The sequence below is a fragment of the Pedobacter sp. KBW06 genome (genome assembly GCF_003852525.1).
Classification (GTDB): Bacteria; Bacteroidota; Bacteroidia; order Sphingobacteriales; family Sphingobacteriaceae; genus Pedobacter.
The window spans coordinates 797,821-812,373 of sequence record NZ_QAJL01000005.1 but is presented as its reverse complement, the minus strand read 5'-3'; the positions used below and the strand labels follow the sequence as shown (position 1 = coordinate 812,373).

The 14,553-nt window shown below is 41.7% G+C and carries 15 protein-coding genes and 1 tRNA gene; 6 read left to right on the top strand and 10 right to left on the bottom strand.

Annotated features, from left to right (window positions below; translation table 11 throughout):
* Positions 1-338: 338 nt before the first annotated feature.
* Entirely contained in the window at positions 339-593 is a 255-nt protein-coding gene (locus DBR43_RS29510; RefSeq protein ID WP_124586902.1) for a hypothetical protein, read from the bottom strand.
* 329 nt (positions 594-922) lie between these two features.
* Between DBR43_RS29510 and DBR43_RS29505 the strand changes: the two genes are divergently transcribed.
* From DBR43_RS29505 to DBR43_RS29495, 3 genes are all read left to right on the top strand, one after another.
* Entirely contained in the window at positions 923-1,714 is a 792-nt protein-coding gene (locus tag DBR43_RS29505; protein WP_124586901.1) for an SDR family oxidoreductase, read from the top strand.
* Positions 1,715-1,783: 69 nt separating this feature from the next.
* Positions 1,784-2,185 (top strand): GlcG/HbpS family heme-binding protein, encoded by a 402-nt coding sequence (locus tag DBR43_RS29500; RefSeq protein ID WP_124586900.1) that lies wholly within the window; start codon positions 1,784-1,786, stop codon positions 2,183-2,185.
* 17 nt (positions 2,186-2,202) lie between these two features.
* Positions 2,203-3,006, top strand: coding sequence for a helix-turn-helix domain-containing protein (locus tag DBR43_RS29495; protein WP_124586899.1), 804 nt, complete (start codon positions 2,203-2,205; stop codon positions 3,004-3,006).
* 246 nt (positions 3,007-3,252) lie between these two features.
* Here DBR43_RS29495 and DBR43_RS29490 read toward each other — a convergent pair whose 3' ends face one another.
* The 3 genes from DBR43_RS29490 to DBR43_RS29480 all read right to left on the bottom strand — a co-directional run bounded on the left by DBR43_RS29490 (position 3,253) and on the right by DBR43_RS29480 (position 5,347).
* The gene (locus DBR43_RS29490; protein ID WP_124586898.1) at positions 3,253-4,557 is read right to left on the bottom strand and encodes a serine hydrolase; all 1,305 of its coding nucleotides are present in this window, start codon (positions 4,555-4,557) and stop codon (positions 3,253-3,255) included.
* 5 nt (positions 4,558-4,562) lie between these two features.
* Positions 4,563-5,000 (bottom strand): MarR family winged helix-turn-helix transcriptional regulator, encoded by a 438-nt coding sequence (locus tag DBR43_RS29485; RefSeq protein WP_124586897.1) that lies wholly within the window; start codon positions 4,998-5,000, stop codon positions 4,563-4,565.
* Positions 5,001-5,274: 274 nt separating this feature from the next.
* A tRNA-Lys gene (locus DBR43_RS29480) sits at positions 5,275-5,347 on the bottom strand.
* A 244-nt stretch (positions 5,348-5,591) separates the two neighbouring features.
* On the opposite strand from DBR43_RS29480, the gene DBR43_RS29475 reads away from it, so the two are divergent.
* Together DBR43_RS29475 and DBR43_RS29470 are read left to right on the top strand one after the other, a co-directional pair.
* Positions 5,592-6,617, top strand: coding sequence for an NAD-dependent epimerase/dehydratase family protein (locus DBR43_RS29475; RefSeq protein ID WP_124586896.1), 1,026 nt, complete (start codon positions 5,592-5,594; stop codon positions 6,615-6,617).
* A gap of 20 nt (positions 6,618-6,637) precedes the next feature.
* Positions 6,638-7,057: a DUF2141 domain-containing protein gene (locus DBR43_RS29470; protein ID WP_124586895.1), complete on the top strand. Its 420-nt coding sequence runs from the start codon at positions 6,638-6,640 to the stop codon at positions 7,055-7,057.
* An 84-nt stretch (positions 7,058-7,141) separates the two neighbouring features.
* Here the strand turns inward: DBR43_RS29470 and DBR43_RS29465 are convergent, their stop codons facing one another.
* From DBR43_RS29465 to hmpA, 4 genes are all read right to left on the bottom strand, one after another.
* Positions 7,142-9,046 (bottom strand): AAA domain-containing protein, encoded by a 1,905-nt coding sequence (locus DBR43_RS29465; RefSeq protein WP_124586894.1) that lies wholly within the window; start codon positions 9,044-9,046, stop codon positions 7,142-7,144.
* 12 nt (positions 9,047-9,058) lie between these two features.
* The gene (locus DBR43_RS29460; RefSeq protein WP_124586893.1) at positions 9,059-9,559 is read right to left on the bottom strand and encodes a GNAT family N-acetyltransferase; all 501 of its coding nucleotides are present in this window, start codon (positions 9,557-9,559) and stop codon (positions 9,059-9,061) included.
* A gap of 80 nt (positions 9,560-9,639) precedes the next feature.
* On the bottom strand, positions 9,640-10,092 hold the full coding sequence (locus DBR43_RS29455; protein ID WP_124586892.1) for an RrF2 family transcriptional regulator: 453 nt from the start codon (positions 10,090-10,092) through the stop codon (positions 9,640-9,642).
* 10 nt (positions 10,093-10,102) lie between these two features.
* The gene (gene hmpA, locus DBR43_RS29450; RefSeq protein WP_124586891.1) at positions 10,103-11,311 is read right to left on the bottom strand and encodes an NO-inducible flavohemoprotein; all 1,209 of its coding nucleotides are present in this window, start codon (positions 11,309-11,311) and stop codon (positions 10,103-10,105) included.
* Between the two features lie 265 nt (positions 11,312-11,576).
* Between hmpA and DBR43_RS29445 the strand changes: the two genes are divergently transcribed.
* Entirely contained in the window at positions 11,577-12,008 is a 432-nt protein-coding gene (locus tag DBR43_RS29445; RefSeq protein ID WP_124586890.1) for a VOC family protein, read from the top strand.
* A gap of 386 nt (positions 12,009-12,394) precedes the next feature.
* On the opposite strand, the gene DBR43_RS33090 is transcribed toward DBR43_RS29445, so the two are convergent.
* Both DBR43_RS33090 and DBR43_RS29440 read right to left on the bottom strand, forming a co-directional pair.
* Positions 12,395-12,547 carry a hypothetical protein gene (locus DBR43_RS33090; RefSeq protein ID WP_158622627.1) on the bottom strand — a complete coding sequence of 51 codons (153 nt, stop codon included), beginning with the start codon at positions 12,545-12,547 and terminating at the stop codon, positions 12,395-12,397.
* 149 nt (positions 12,548-12,696) lie between these two features.
* Positions 12,697-14,520, bottom strand: a complete 1,824-nt coding sequence (locus DBR43_RS29440; protein WP_124586889.1) for a serine hydrolase domain-containing protein — start codon at positions 14,518-14,520, stop codon at positions 12,697-12,699.
* Between the last annotated feature and the right edge of the window lie 33 nt (positions 14,521-14,553).

Below are 14,553 nucleotides of genomic sequence, written 5' to 3'. Positions count from 1 at the left end.
TTAGGTGGTTTACAAGCGTCTGTCTTAGGGGAGGAGCCTCCTATTTCGTCACTGCCGTCACGACAATTATTCTCCCCATCCAGAACCAGGCTTGCATCAATGCAGGTACCATCAGCACATGCGAATTCATTCGGTTGACACACGTTTCCTCCTCCCACATTTCTCATTTCTGCTCTACTGAGCATTTTAGCATTTTTCATTGTTTAACAGGTTTTTAGATTTTACAACCTCTATTCCACGCAGGTTATTTACGCAGCATTCATTTTATAACTGTATGCTGGTTATTTGGACGGCATCGTTGCAACTCCACCATCCATTTTGTATACAAATTCTTTAGCTTAAGAAATATCTGAGCTTATCTGATCAACTTTTGCCACTTTATACGCATGCTTCGACCTATAGCGCGACTCCGGCCCATTGGGGATTTTCCATTCCGTCGGGCAATCACAAAGTGCCGGTAAACTTAAATAGCCGGGGTAGACATGCAGGGAAGAGTTCGTGGTTGCCGGGCTTACAGGCATATTTAGCTTGCCAACAAGGGAAGTAAGTACAGAAACAGCATTTTTTTTATTGAATGGGGGGAATAAGAACATTATGAAATAAATTATTTTCCCGAATGTATAAAGAATATTGATCAAACAATAAGTATTTATTTCTTTATATCGGATGTGTGTTTAAGTGTAAGATAATGAGTGGTTTAAAGCACGAAGTGGAGCTGAAATAAAAAAATAAGAAATGAATAAGCGAAAGCTTTGCAGTTAATGGAGGTCCGGTCGCTTAAGGAATGAAGTTGCTGTGAATATTCTAAAAGGCGATAGGATCAAATCGTATGAACCTTGCAGCAACACATAATTGAGCTTTACGGCAATAAAATTTATCGGTTATTAGGCCAATTTTACCATATAATTTTAAAACTAAAAAGATGAGTAAGACAATTTTAATTACAGGAGCTGCAAGCGGTTTTGGGAAAATCGTTGCATTTGATTTGGCAAAAAAAGGGCACGAGGTAATTGCTACGGTACAGGTTTATCCGCAGATGAGCGACTTGATAAGAGAAGCAAAGGAGCTGGGAATAGCGCTAACGGTTGACAAACTGGATGTTACCAATCCTAAAGATCTTGCCTATATACACGATAAGTACGACATCGACATTTTAGTCAGCAATGCAGGAATTATGGAAGGCGGGCCAATTGCTGAACAACCATTGGATTTAATCCGCTCAATGTTTGATGTTAATGTTTTTGGTGGGCTTGAACTGGCTCAGGGCTTCATTAAAAAGTTTATTGATCAGGAAAAACCAGGCAAAATTGTTTTCACTACTTCTATGGGCGAATTATGGACCGTTCCTTATGTTGCCGCCTATTGTGCATCGAAACATGCTATGGGTTCGATCGCAGAAGGCCTGAAAACGGAATTGGCCGAATTTAACATCAAAATTGCCACCTGTAATCCTGGTGTTTTCGGTACTGGTTTTAATGACCGCGGTGTAGATACCATTTCCCGTTGGTACAACTCTGAAACTAATTTTACACCTTCATCTGCTTTTGATGGTACAGCAGAGGCTTTGGCAAATCAATTAGACCCGCAATCAATGGCTGACTGTATTGTAAATGTGGTACTGGATGATCATTCAAACTTTAGAAACGTACATCCAAAAGAGACCGAAAGTTTTGTAAAACAATTACAGGCAGATGCCTGGACAGCTAAAAGCTAAATTAAACCAGGAAAGCACAGATTTTTCATTTGTGCTTTCTTTTACTACAAATTTAAACTGAAACAAAAAATGAACATAACATATAACGAAGCAGTTAAAGTATTAAACGCAGCAATAGAAAAGGCGAAATCATTGGAGATTCCTGTGAGCCTTGCCGTTGTAGATAGCGGTGGACATTTGGTTGCTTTTGCAAGACTGGACAGTGTTTACGGTGTGATAGATTTCGCCGTTAAAAAAGCAAGAACAGCGGTAATGTTTGGCCTGGATAGCGATGAGATGGGGGCGATAGTTGCCGCTGCGGAATTACAGGGATACGGGATGTTAAATTCCAACGATGGATTATTAACCATTGCAGGCGGTGTGGTGATAAAAGATACAGCGGGCCATATTATCGGTGCCATTGCTTCATCGGGAGGTTCAGCGGAACAGGATAAAGAGATCGCTATTGCAGGTTCTGTTAAGCTTAATTAATTTGAGATATTTGTAGTATGGAAGGAAAACGAGAAATAATTTTTGACAGGTTAGTGTATTCCTGTGCTTTTGAAAAGCATAGAGGATACGAAGAGTTTATTCCTGAACATTTTTTAGGATTTCAGCTCTCTGGCGAAACACATGCTTTTCATGCCGATGGAAATACCATCATTCCCGAAAATACGGTTGTATTGGTAACGAAAAATCAACTGATCAGGACGATCAAGTATCCTTCCAAATCAGGAAAATATCAATTTCTTTCCATTACGCTGGATAAGGAAACTTTACAGCAATATGCGCTTGAAAATAAAATGATGGTCGAAAACCGTTACGAGGGAAAGCAGAAATTGTATTTTGAACCTGATGAATTCCTGCAAAATTATTTTATTTCGCTTACGCCGTACATCAATAAGAGAAAAGAAGCAACTCCTAGACTGGCAGAATTGAAAATCAGGGAAGCGATAGAATTGCTTTTGCAAAGTAACCCTGATTTTAAACATCTGTTGTTTGACTTTTCTGAACCTTACAAAATAGATTTAGAAGAATTTATGAACCAGAATTACATGTTTAATGTCTCTGTTGATTCTTTTGCTAAACTGACGGCCCGCAGCCTTTCGGGTTTTAAACGGGATTTTACCAAAATATTTGGCACCACGCCAAAGCAATGGCTCCGTGAAAAGCGACTTGAGGAAGCGTATTACTTAATTAAACACAAGCAAAGAAAACCAAGTGATTTTTATCTGGATTTAGGGTTTGAAAATTTGTCCCATTTCTATTTTTCATTTAAGCAAAAATTCGGCGTAACCACTTCTGAAATATAAAATTTAAAAATCAACGTCCTGGATTTTATCCAAAAACGCAGGTATTGGGTGATGTCAATTTCGGTAATGTTCTTAATAATAACGAATTGTTGAAATTACCTCATGATATACAATAAGTCAGAGGCTGAAAATGACCCGTTGAAAAACCCTGTTAATCGCGCAATTAACAGGGTTTGAAACGCAAAAAGCCCCATATTTCTGTGAGGCTTTTCGTGATCCCGCGGGGATTTAAATCGAATCACCTTTTCATTTGTTTTTATTTTTAGTTTCAATTACTCCGGCTTTCGAGGTCAACATCTTTACGATTTCACCTTCTTTATTTGGTACAAATTCAACGGTTCTTTCATGGTCATCTGATCTGAAAAATTTAGTTTTAGATTCCGGTAATAATTCTATCTCAAAATCCTGATAATATAACTTATTGTCTTTTTGCAAGATTTTAATGTTTTCATAATTGCCAGTATATTTCTTGTAGACAGCCGTGTCTATTGCGATCTGTTTGTGTTTATAAGGCAGTTCAACATTTTTTCCAAAATATATTCCGGCAAGACCATAGGCAATAAGATATGAAGCGGATTGGTTATTTGACAAGACTGTTATGAAAATATGATCGTCTGTATATCGGTTTAATGAAGTCATGGTACCAAAGAAACCGCCGTCATGTGCAATCAGCTGATGTCCCTGGTTGTAAAATGGATTAATGGTAAATCCATATCCCCAATTCTGGTCGTTATGCGAAGTAAACATGAGTTTCTTCATCTCAGCAGATAAGATCGTTGTTCCATATAATGCCTTATCCCATAAAGCCAAATCTTCAACGGTAGAATAAACACCATCATGACCTATATTGATTCCCCAGTTTATGTAGGGATTATGGATAAACCCTTTTTCGGTCTCACAATAGGTTTTCGCTTTTTTTAAGACTATCGAATCATTATTACTTACACCAGTGTTCTTCATTCCTGCTTTTTCGAATATATTTTTTCTTAAAAAATCTTCGTACTTCTCGCCTGAAACTTTTGTAATAATCCTGGCCAGTAAGTAATAACCTATGTTACTATAGGCGCTTTTAGTTCCTGGCGAAAATTCGTAAGGCATTTTTTTTATTTCAGCATATGCATCATCACTGTTGATGGTACTTGTGGCCAGTTCTTTAAAGCCCATTGCAAGCCCGGAAGAATGAGACAATAACATGTGAATGGTCACACTATCGGCTTTTGGATAATCCGGAAAAAATTTACTCAGAGGATCCTGAAGGGACAATTTTCCTTTTTCTGCCAATTGAAGAATAGCGGTAGCTGTAAATTGTTTGGTGACCGAAGCCAGCTGAAATTTCGTGTCGATCGTGTTTTTGATATTCCATTCATAGTCTGCTAAGCCATAGGCTTTTTTTAACAAAACAGAATTATTTTTAGTCACCAGTACCGTGCCACCAAAATTATTAATGGCTGCCTGCGCATTCATATAATTTTCCAGTTTGCTTGTAAGGTCATTCTGTGCATATCCTATGGCAGAGATCAGTGTCAATATCAGGGTGAAGACTTGTTTCATTTTCATTATTTTTTGCAATTATTGATGATCTTACTTAGCATTTTATCTAACAATGCGACTTCTTCCTCCGAAAAATCATGTAAAGCAGTTGCTCTGTTTTGTTGAATGACCGGAGCGATTAAATCAATCGTTTTTTTGCCTTTTTCAGTGATTTCAAGGGTGTATTTCCTCCGGTCTTCGCGATGGATAGTTCTTGCCAGGTATTCTTTTTTTACCATCAATTCTATCATTCTTGTGATAGAGGCATTGTCTTTAAATATCAGTTGTGCCATCTCATTTTGAGAGATATTTGCATTCCTGGTGAGTACCATCAGAATTAAGTATTGGTCTATGGTAATGTCTTCTACAATGTTTGAAATGTTTTTCTGTGATATCTTTCGATATTCTTTAATTGCCAGTTCAATTAAATAGAGTACGGTTCCTGTTGGGTTTTTAATGCTCATCTTATTTTGTTTGATACAAATATAATTGATATATCAATTATATTTAGACAGAAGTTTATTTTTCTTCAAAATTCTTTTATTGATCATTCAGGCTAAGGAGTGGAAGGGGACCGGCAACTTCTTTTTTTCAATAAACGGAGTCCATTTTCCCATACCATATGGTTTACCATGTTTGGCTGATTTTAATTGATTTTGCTGATGTGTTTTTTGGGGAGCTGGTAGGACCAGGTGGATTTGAATACAAAAAAGCCCCAGATTTCTCTGAGGCTTTTCGTGATCCCGCTGGGATTCGAACCCAGGACCACTACATTAAAAGTGTAATGCTCTACCAGCTGAGCTACGGAATCATTTATTGTTCCCTTGTTTCGGGAGTGCAAAGGTAGAAAATTTATATTAAGTTGCTAATAATTTTGAAAAAAAAATAGATTAAATTTCTTTACATTCCTGCGTCTTCAAAATTTCTCGCCGAATTGTCTTAATAATCAGTCTTTTCCGGAAAACTTAACAAGGTAGAAATATTTGCGTAAAAAAGAACATTCTGTGTTTTTGGAATAATAAATGCTTGACTAGCCGGAGAAGAGAAATCAGCGCATGGGCAATAGAAAGAGAATTTTACTTACAGGAGCTTCCGGAACGGTAGGAAACGAAGTTCTGAAGCAATTGCTGGAATTACAACAGTTTGAAATTACCGCATTTGATAAAAAGACCAGCAATTCGAAGCGGATACTGGCGCCCTTTGAAAAACAGGTAAATGTGGTTTATGGCGATATCAGGCGGGCGCAGGATGTCGAAGAAGCATGTAAACAGCAGGATGTGGTGATACATTTGGCGGCGGTTATTCCACCAATTGCAGACCAGCATGTTGAACTCGCTTATGAGGTGAACGTGACCGGAACTAAAAACCTGATCCGGGGAATGCAGAAATATGCCGCAAATGCTTTTCTGCTTTACAGTTCTTCCATCTCCGTCTATGGCGATAGACTTAGTGATCCATGGATTAAGAGTTCTGATCCCTTGATTCCAAGTCCTCATGATAACTATGCCCGTACTAAAATTGAAAGCGAGGCGCTCATTCAGGCGACTGAATTGGACTGGTGTATATTCCGGCTGGCCGCGATTATGGGTACCGGGAACCATAAGGCTTCGGGAATTATGTTTCATATGCCGCTCAATACCGCCATGGAAATTCTTAGCCCTAAGGATACGGCAAGGGCGTTTGTTATGGCAATTCTGCATAAAGCCGAGCTGAACCATCAAATTTTTAATCTTGGCGGGGGCGAGCATTGCAGAATTACTTACCAGGACTTTCTCCGCAGATCATTTGATGCTTTTGGACTGGGAAAAGTTGATTTTCCGGAGCATTCATTTGCGGAGAAGAATTTCCACTGCGGATATTATGAAGACGGGGATGAGCTGGCTGAGATCATTGATTTCAGGAAAGATACTTTGGAAAGCTATTTTGATCAGCTGAAGAGTGCTGTGTCTCCCTTTAAGAAGACGCTGACCCGATTGTTCAGAAAGCCAATTAAAAGCCGTCTGCTGAAACAATCTGAACCATATGACGCTTGGCTGTCAAAAGATAAAAAGATGGCTTCACGCTTCTTTAATGAGTTTTAAATGCAAAAAAAAGAATTCTTATGAAATATATGCTGGTATTGGTCCTGTTTTTCGGCCTTCAGAAAGGTTACGCACAACAAGGGCAATTGAAAATAACGGTTCCAAATGTGAACAAAATTGAAGGGAAGATCCAGGTGAGTTTGTATAACACTAAGGATAGATTTATCAGGAAGGGGCAGGAGTATAAGTCCCAGACCAGAAAGGTCAACTCAAATTCTGAAACCTTTATTTTTAAAGATCTTCCGGTGGGAACCTATGCCGTTGCGCTTTATCACGATGAAAATTCTGACGGTAAATGCAATACAAATCTGATCGGAATTCCAAAGGAAGGCTATGGCTTTTCGCAGAATTTTAAACCATCTTTATCGGCTCCGAAGTTCGATGATGCCAAATTTAAGCTGGAGAAGGAAACTGAAATCATCATTAAACTTATATATTAAGTTTAATGATGTAACTGTCTGTATCTTATTTATTTAAAATATTAAAAATGATAATGTGGAATGTTCATTCCATAGGTTTTGAGGCTAAAGATCTGCAAATTCCCAGGCACTTTGGTAGGCCTCGTGTGTTTCTGCATAGCCAATGAAATCACTATAAAAAGGCAGTCTGGAAAGTGTGGCACTGTCGCCAATTACCACCAGTTTTTTTCTTGCCCTGGTCATGGCCACATTCATCCTGCGGGTGTCGGAAAGGAAACCAATAATGCCTTCATTATTACTCCGGGTCATGCTGATATAAACCAGGTCCCGTTCCTGTCCCTGAAAGCTGTCGATCGTGTTCACGGAGATTTTGTCTCCATAGGATTGAAGCAAGGGGGAATGCTGCAGGAGCTCTTTCATCAACAGGATCTGCTGCTTATAGGGCGATATCACGGCGATACTTGGGAATTCATCAACCTGATAGTGGCTGCTCAGTTGTTCCACCATTTGTGTCAGGTGTTTGAAAAGAAAAGCAGCTTCCTCCGGATTGGTGGTACTTGTTCCTTCTGATTTTTCCTCAAATCCACAGCCTGCAGTGTCGACAAAAGCGAGGGGCATGTCTGCTGCAAACAACCGGTGATCGGCTACCGAATGATGTGCTTTCAGTTTATTCTCATAGAAGACTTTTGACGAATAACCCATAATGGTTTCGTGCATCCGGTACTGTTCTTCGAGTAAGGTAACGGATTCAGGGTGAGCTGATACAGACTTTTCAAGTAATGTAGTTCTTAAACCGCTTTTGGCTGCTTCACTGGATTTTATGGTTGGGGAAAGCTGACAATGATCACCGGCAAAGATTACTTTTTTCGCTTTCAGGATCGGGATCCAGCAAGCTGGTTCCAGGGCTTGTCCGGCCTCGTCAATTACAACCGTATGAAATTTAAGGCCCCTGATGGTGTAATGGTTGGCCCCAACCAGGGTAGCGGTAATGACCTGAGCTTTGCTCAACAGGTCATCAATGATGTATTGCTCTGTATTGCCGACTTCCTTCATGATCTTGTGGGCTTCATCAAAAAGGGCTTTGCGCTGTTCTTTTTCTGCCCTCCCAAAATTCCGCTTGTACTTATGGGCCATATTTTTGAATTCATTGGCCTGTTTTTTAAATGCACGTGCCTGCTTCATACTCGGATGTTCAGCCATCTTGCCATCCAGGGTTAGGGAGAGCAATTTCTCCGATACCCTTGCCGGATTTCCTACCCGAAGTACATTTAAGCCCTGCTCATCCAGTTTTTCCGTTAGCAGGTCTACAGCCGTATTGCTGGGAGCAACCACCAGGATTTGCTGGTGATCCTGCTTGATCAATGCTTTGATGGCCTGTACCAGGGTGGTCGTTTTCCCTGTTCCCGGAGGGCCGTGAACAATGGCCAGCTCCTGTGCGGAAAGGATTTTATCTACTGCCTGCTGCTGTACTTCATTTAATCCGGGGATAACATAGTGGGGAGACTGATTGGAAAAGGTAGGACTGCTTAGGCCTGTCAGGATCTTTATCAGCCGCTGGTCCTCAGTGCTTTCCATCGAAATGGCAGCCTGTTTTAGGGCAGTCTGCATCTCATCATAGCTGTTGTTGTCGAACAAGACGTCGATTCCCAGCTTGCCATCACGTGTCCAGTCTGGCAATTCGTCTGTTTTTAACGTGATTTTAAGCTTATTGCCGCTTTGGTGGGTGATGGTTCCTTCTACACGGTCTTTTGCATCGTGGTTAGAGAACAATACCGCTGAAGCACCAAAACGAAGCTGATGGGAGAGGTCCTGATGGGTAGTCCGTTCTATTTCTACGGTTAAATAATCGCCACGGCTCATTTCAGAGCCTCTGATGGCGATCGGATACCAGGAAAGCCCATTGGTCCGCCGTTCTGCGACAGAAGCCGATTCGGTTAATTTTTGATAAGACCTTAAGTCTTCTTCGCGCTCTATTTTTAGTAAGTCAAGGAGCTTTTTGAAATATTCCAACAGGTATCGGGGTTAAACTAGTTTTTTGTCCATTATAAAATCTTCCATCAGGAAGCCATCACCGATATCTATGTTTTCTTCTCCGGTTTTTTCAAAGCCTATCTTTTTATAGAAATCAAAAGCAGCGTTGTCCCGGTTCACATTCAGGGACAGGATCGTGTCCTGATTTTTCCTGGCAATGTCTGTGATGCTGTTCATCAACAGTTTACCTACACCTTTGCCCTGGGCTTCTGGAAGGATATAGATTTTGTGGATTTTTGTTTTTGATAAACCTTTGTAATTTAGCTCATAAGAGGCGTAACCTAAATTTTTTGTTTCGTCTTTTACAAGAAGGAACTGGTGTCCTTTTTTGGAGGTTTGCTCAGTTAAGGAGTCAGTGCTATACATCATTTCGAGCATGTAGCTGATCTGTTCTTTGGATAAAATGGCACCGAAAGTGTCAGGCCAGGTTAGGTGTGCGATCTCCTGAATGATGGGAAAATCGCTGGAAGTTGCGTTGTAAATATGAAGCATTGGTAATTGTTAGGATGCTAAATGTATCCAGAAAGAATTATTTTTTCAACTATTCCGCTAAAAATGATAGAAGAATAGCATTAAATTTTCTGATCAGGGAGATCAGAGAAGAGGGATTGTAAGGTCTTGCTGACTGCAGGTTTGCTGATGTCGTCCAGCGTATACTTGTCCAGGTAAAGGTACAAAGCTTCCAGTCCGCCGTCCAGGATGCTTTTCAGTCCGCAGTCGCCGGCAAGGACACAAAGTGGGTTCTGGCAATTGATCAGGTCTTCGTCCTGTTCCAGCAGCCGGACCAGCTTTCCGACCCGGTAAGTTTCAGGGGCAGCGAACAGGCGCAAGCCGCCGCCTCTGCCTCTTTGTGCATCTATAATCTGCTGGTTAGAAAGAAACTGAACCACCTTAACGAGATGATTTCTTGAGATTCCAAACCGGTCGGCGAGTTCTGTAATGGTCGTGGCAGGAAGGTGTTCCGGCTTACGGCTCATGTACATCAGGATCCTCAATCCGTAATCTGTAAATTGGTTCAGTTTCATTGATATGGTGTTAATTCATTTGAATGGTTTGTGGACCAAACTCTTCAAAAAACAGTTTTTTACGATCTATTCCTAAAGCAGAAAGGTCAGCAATTGTTTTTTCTATAAAAGGTTTGGGGCCGCAAAGATAATAATCTGCTTCCGGTATCAGGAGCATTTCGCTGATTTCAGTGACATCCATTCGTCCGGATCGGGTATGCTGGTCTTCGTTTTGAACATTTTCATAAAATACCACATGTTCAAACCAATCGTGTTCTGCATCCCATGCTTTTATCTGATCGCGGAAAGCATGGACCTGCTCAGACCTGCAGGCATGTGCCCACCTGACCTGGCGCTGCTCATTTGCGCCGCTCAGGAAGTCCATAATGGAAACAAATGGAGTCTGACCTACACCGCCACTCAAAAGTACGAGAGGAGAGCGCTGAGTGGTGTTCAGGATAAAGTCACCGGCAGGACTGCTTGCCTCCAATACATCACCTTCCTGAAGTACATTGTGCAGGTAATTCGATACTGTGCCTTCTTCTTTGTCCAGGTTTCCGGCTTCTTTCTTTACGGATATGCGGTAGTAATGCCCGTCAGGGGCGGAGGAGATGCTGTATTGTCTGGGCTGGTAAAGATTTAACGAAGGAATAAAGACTTTGACGCTCAGGTATTGACCGGGTTGGTGCATAGCAACTTCCAGTCCGTCTTCCGGACGCAGGTAAAATGAAGTAATCTCATCTGATTCGGGTATTTTCCGGTCAATGACGAATTTTCTCCATCCGGACCAGGCGCCTTTGACTGCACCTTTTTGCAGATAGATCGATTTTTCCAGGTTGATCATGAGGTCTGCCAGCTGTCCGTATGCTTTCGCCCAAGCGCCGATCAGGGCTTCCGTCGCTGTTGTGCCCAGTACTTCGGCGATGGAGGCGAGCAGGTGCCTGCCAACAATATCGTATTGATCTGCACTGATTTGCAGACTGGTATGTTTATCACCTATTCTTTGAAGAACGGGGAGGAGTACAGATGGGTTTTCAATGTGTTCCGCATAGGCGAGGACCGCCATTGCCAGTGCGGTTTGCTGAACGCCGTTTTTTTGGTTTCCCATGTTAAAGACATGCTGAAGTTCGGGGTTATGACTGAACATCCTTTTATAGAAGTGTTTGGTTAACAATACTCCGTGTTCTCTTAAAATTGGTACTGTGGCTTTAATTAAGCCAATTTCTGATGTGCTAAGCATAGTATGTATTTAAAGTTGTATCAAAAATACAACTTTAAAAATGAAGCACTAATTTTAAGCGGATTTTCTCCCAAAATTACATTTCCCGGATAATGGGAAGGGAGGGATGGCTTGTCTTGATTACCCCCTGTTATTGTCTTGTACAGCCTCGTTTGCCAGCTAAATTTTGAATAAATTTGAACTGCAGAATTAACCGGATATATTTAGGATATCTTTAGTTAATACTTGAAACCTTTTAAAAACTAAACAATTAAAAAGACAAAACATGGCAGCAATTAATCCTTATTTGAATTTTGAAGGAAAGACGGAAGAAGCATTTAATTTTTACAAATCTGTATTCGGAGGAGAATTTCAGGTGATTCAACGGTTTAAAGATATGCCCGACGGAGATAAGATGTCTGCTGAGGATGGAAATAAAATCATGCACGTTGCTTTGCCGATCGGAGCAGGAAATGTCTTGATGGGAACGGACACCCTGGAGTCAATGGGTCAAAAACTTAACGTGGGCAATAACTTCTCTATCTCTGTCAGCACCGATAGCGAAGCGGAGTCTGACCAGATTTTTAATGCACTTGTGGTAGGTGGAGAAGTGGTGATGCCATTGGAGAAAGCTTTCTGGGGTGCTTACTTTGGAATGCTGACAGACAGATTTGGCATTCAGTGGCTGGTAAACTTTGACTACGGAAAAGAGAAATAACCCTCTTTTCTAAAAATGATGGGGAGTTGACAACGGCCAGCTCCCCATTTTTTTATGCCTGTTTTTTTATCTTTCAGCAATACATTTTCAGCAAAGAAAAGAAGGCTTCGGAAAGGACTGGAATAAGTGCAGTTCTACCCCTGTTTGATCCGTGTTCTATCCGCGTTTTATCCGAAGCAGTTTTGACCTTGCTTAAGCGCTTTCGTGCAACAGAATTTTTTTTTTCGTAAATCAGAGGGGCGTGTTTTACGTTTCAATTTATGGTTGTCTTTTCTGGTCGGTCTGGCGGGAGCCAGCATTGTTTTGTCCGTATAAATGTCTCCTCAGGAAGACATTTATACGGAGTTTTTAAGATGTTGGAATTCTTTAAAAAGCACGATTTAAGGTTAATCGTCGTAATAGTCCTCATTATCCTCATCATCGTCCATTTCTCTCCAGGGTTCATCTATATCCTGGTCAAATTCATCGTCATCATACTTCCTTTGTTTTTCATCCCCTTCCTCCCTTGGATCAGGATAATTTAAGTGGCTTGTTTTCATATCTTTTTGCAAATGAGTTACTTAAAGGTAAGCAGTTTCTGGCAATTGTATTTGTCAAATTTTATTTTTTTTCCATCAGATGATTCGTTTTTACAGGAAAATGGCATTGAGGGGCCGATGGCGGCAGGATAAGTAATGATCAAAGGGTTTTATACCCAGAGCAGGAAAGGAACCATACCCCAGCAGATCAGCACCACAAAGAGCTGCAGAGCAAGCATCAATGCAAGGAGTTCTATCCCTGAATTTTTGGAGGCGCTTTTGTTTTTGAAATGCGCAAAGATGCCTGCAAGCATGGCGATTGGCAGCATTGAGCTGAGGATGGCCAGGCTAAGGCTTGCCGGAGTCACATCGCCGAGTGCGGTAAAATCCTGGTTCATAAATAAGGCAGCGGGAATTGAAAGGAGCAGGATGGAAAGAAAAGGAATTGCACTGAGCCGCTTCAAAAAGGCTGTTCCCTGGCCAATCAGCCTGACCAGTCCGCCGATAAACAGGTAAAGTAAGGCGAGGACACCCAGGATGAAACTCAGCCACATCGCCCATAGATACAGGGAATTGATCTTTTTAAACGTTCTAAAACCGGTGCTGATCAATTGATTTCCAGATGCATCGGTATAAAAAGCATGCGAGGACCTCATTTTGTCGGCAGATTTGAAGAGGTGATGACCGGTAGGGCTCAATATTTTGTCGTCCTTTTGGAACTGCCGGAAGATCAGCTGTTCTTTTTGAGGAAGGATGGTTACAAAACCTGCAAGGAAATCCAGGTAAGCGAAAGATTTGATCTTATCTCTTACCGCGACATAATTGCCTTTCCATTTGCTGATGTCTGCCGGCATTTCCGTCAGCTTTTGTTCTCTGGCTTTCCGGAGGTTTAGCGACTGCAGGAGTATTTTATTGAACACTTCATAATTGGCCGTTTCACTATCCATGTTATGGGAAATAAAGAAACCTTTCTTTTCTGATGGAAAGAGGTATATCATGGCATGGTAGCCGATGGTATTGCCGGAATGTGCATATCCGACAACCTTGTTGAAATCACGCTTCATGAGTCCGCCGCTATAACCAATTTCAAGACCTTGTTCAAGCGCTTCACTTGCGGCCGGGCTTCCCATAGAACGGAGCAGGTCTTCCCGGATAAAGGGGAGGTGTTGCAGGCTTCCATCGCTCAGGAGGAACCGGATGAAAATTCCCATATCAAAGGCTGTCGTGGTGAATTGTCCGGCTGGCCTGAGGTACATCGGAACCGTTGGCTGTGGCCTCATTTCTTCCAGATGCCCCATGGCCAGGTCTTTATCCGCATTTTCGCCTTGTTGTGTGACAAAGTGGAAGGTACTTCCGGTCATGCCCAGAGGGCTCAAGAGAAACTCGTCGAGGTAATCTTCATAGCGTTGTTTTGTAACCGCTTCAATGATCATCCCCAGCAGGGTGTAGCCCATATTGGAATAGGCGAACTGTGTACCTGGTTTGGTATAAATGCGCAGTACGGAAGGGTTTCTGCTAAAATTATCCATCAAGGGGGTATTGGGGCCCGCTTTTTTGCTGAACAATTGCCAAAGCCTTAAATCTTCCATACCGGAAGTATGGTTTAACAAGTGACGTGGGGTAACCGGGGTATCGCGAGCCCATTGGTTTTCAAACCGGATGCCTGGTAATATTTGTTCTACCGGGGTATCCAGGTTTAATTTATGGAGGGTCACAAGTCTGAAAATACCGGTTGCCAGCAGTGTTTTCGTAACTGAACCTACCTGTACACGGTCTGTGACAGATAACGGGCGTTTTGTTCCGAAAGATTTAGTGCCGTAAGCATCTGCTAAAATTACGCCGTTGCTGTCTACTGTAGACCATGCTGCGCCTGCCAGTTTTTCCTCCGCCAGGGCAGTCATAATTTGACCGCGCAATTCCATCTGAGGGGTCTGGCCAATCAGGGAAAGGGAAATGAGGTTAAAAAGAAGGCTGAGCGTAAAGATCCTGGTCATGTTTTACAAATCTATTGTTTTTGCACCAGTTTT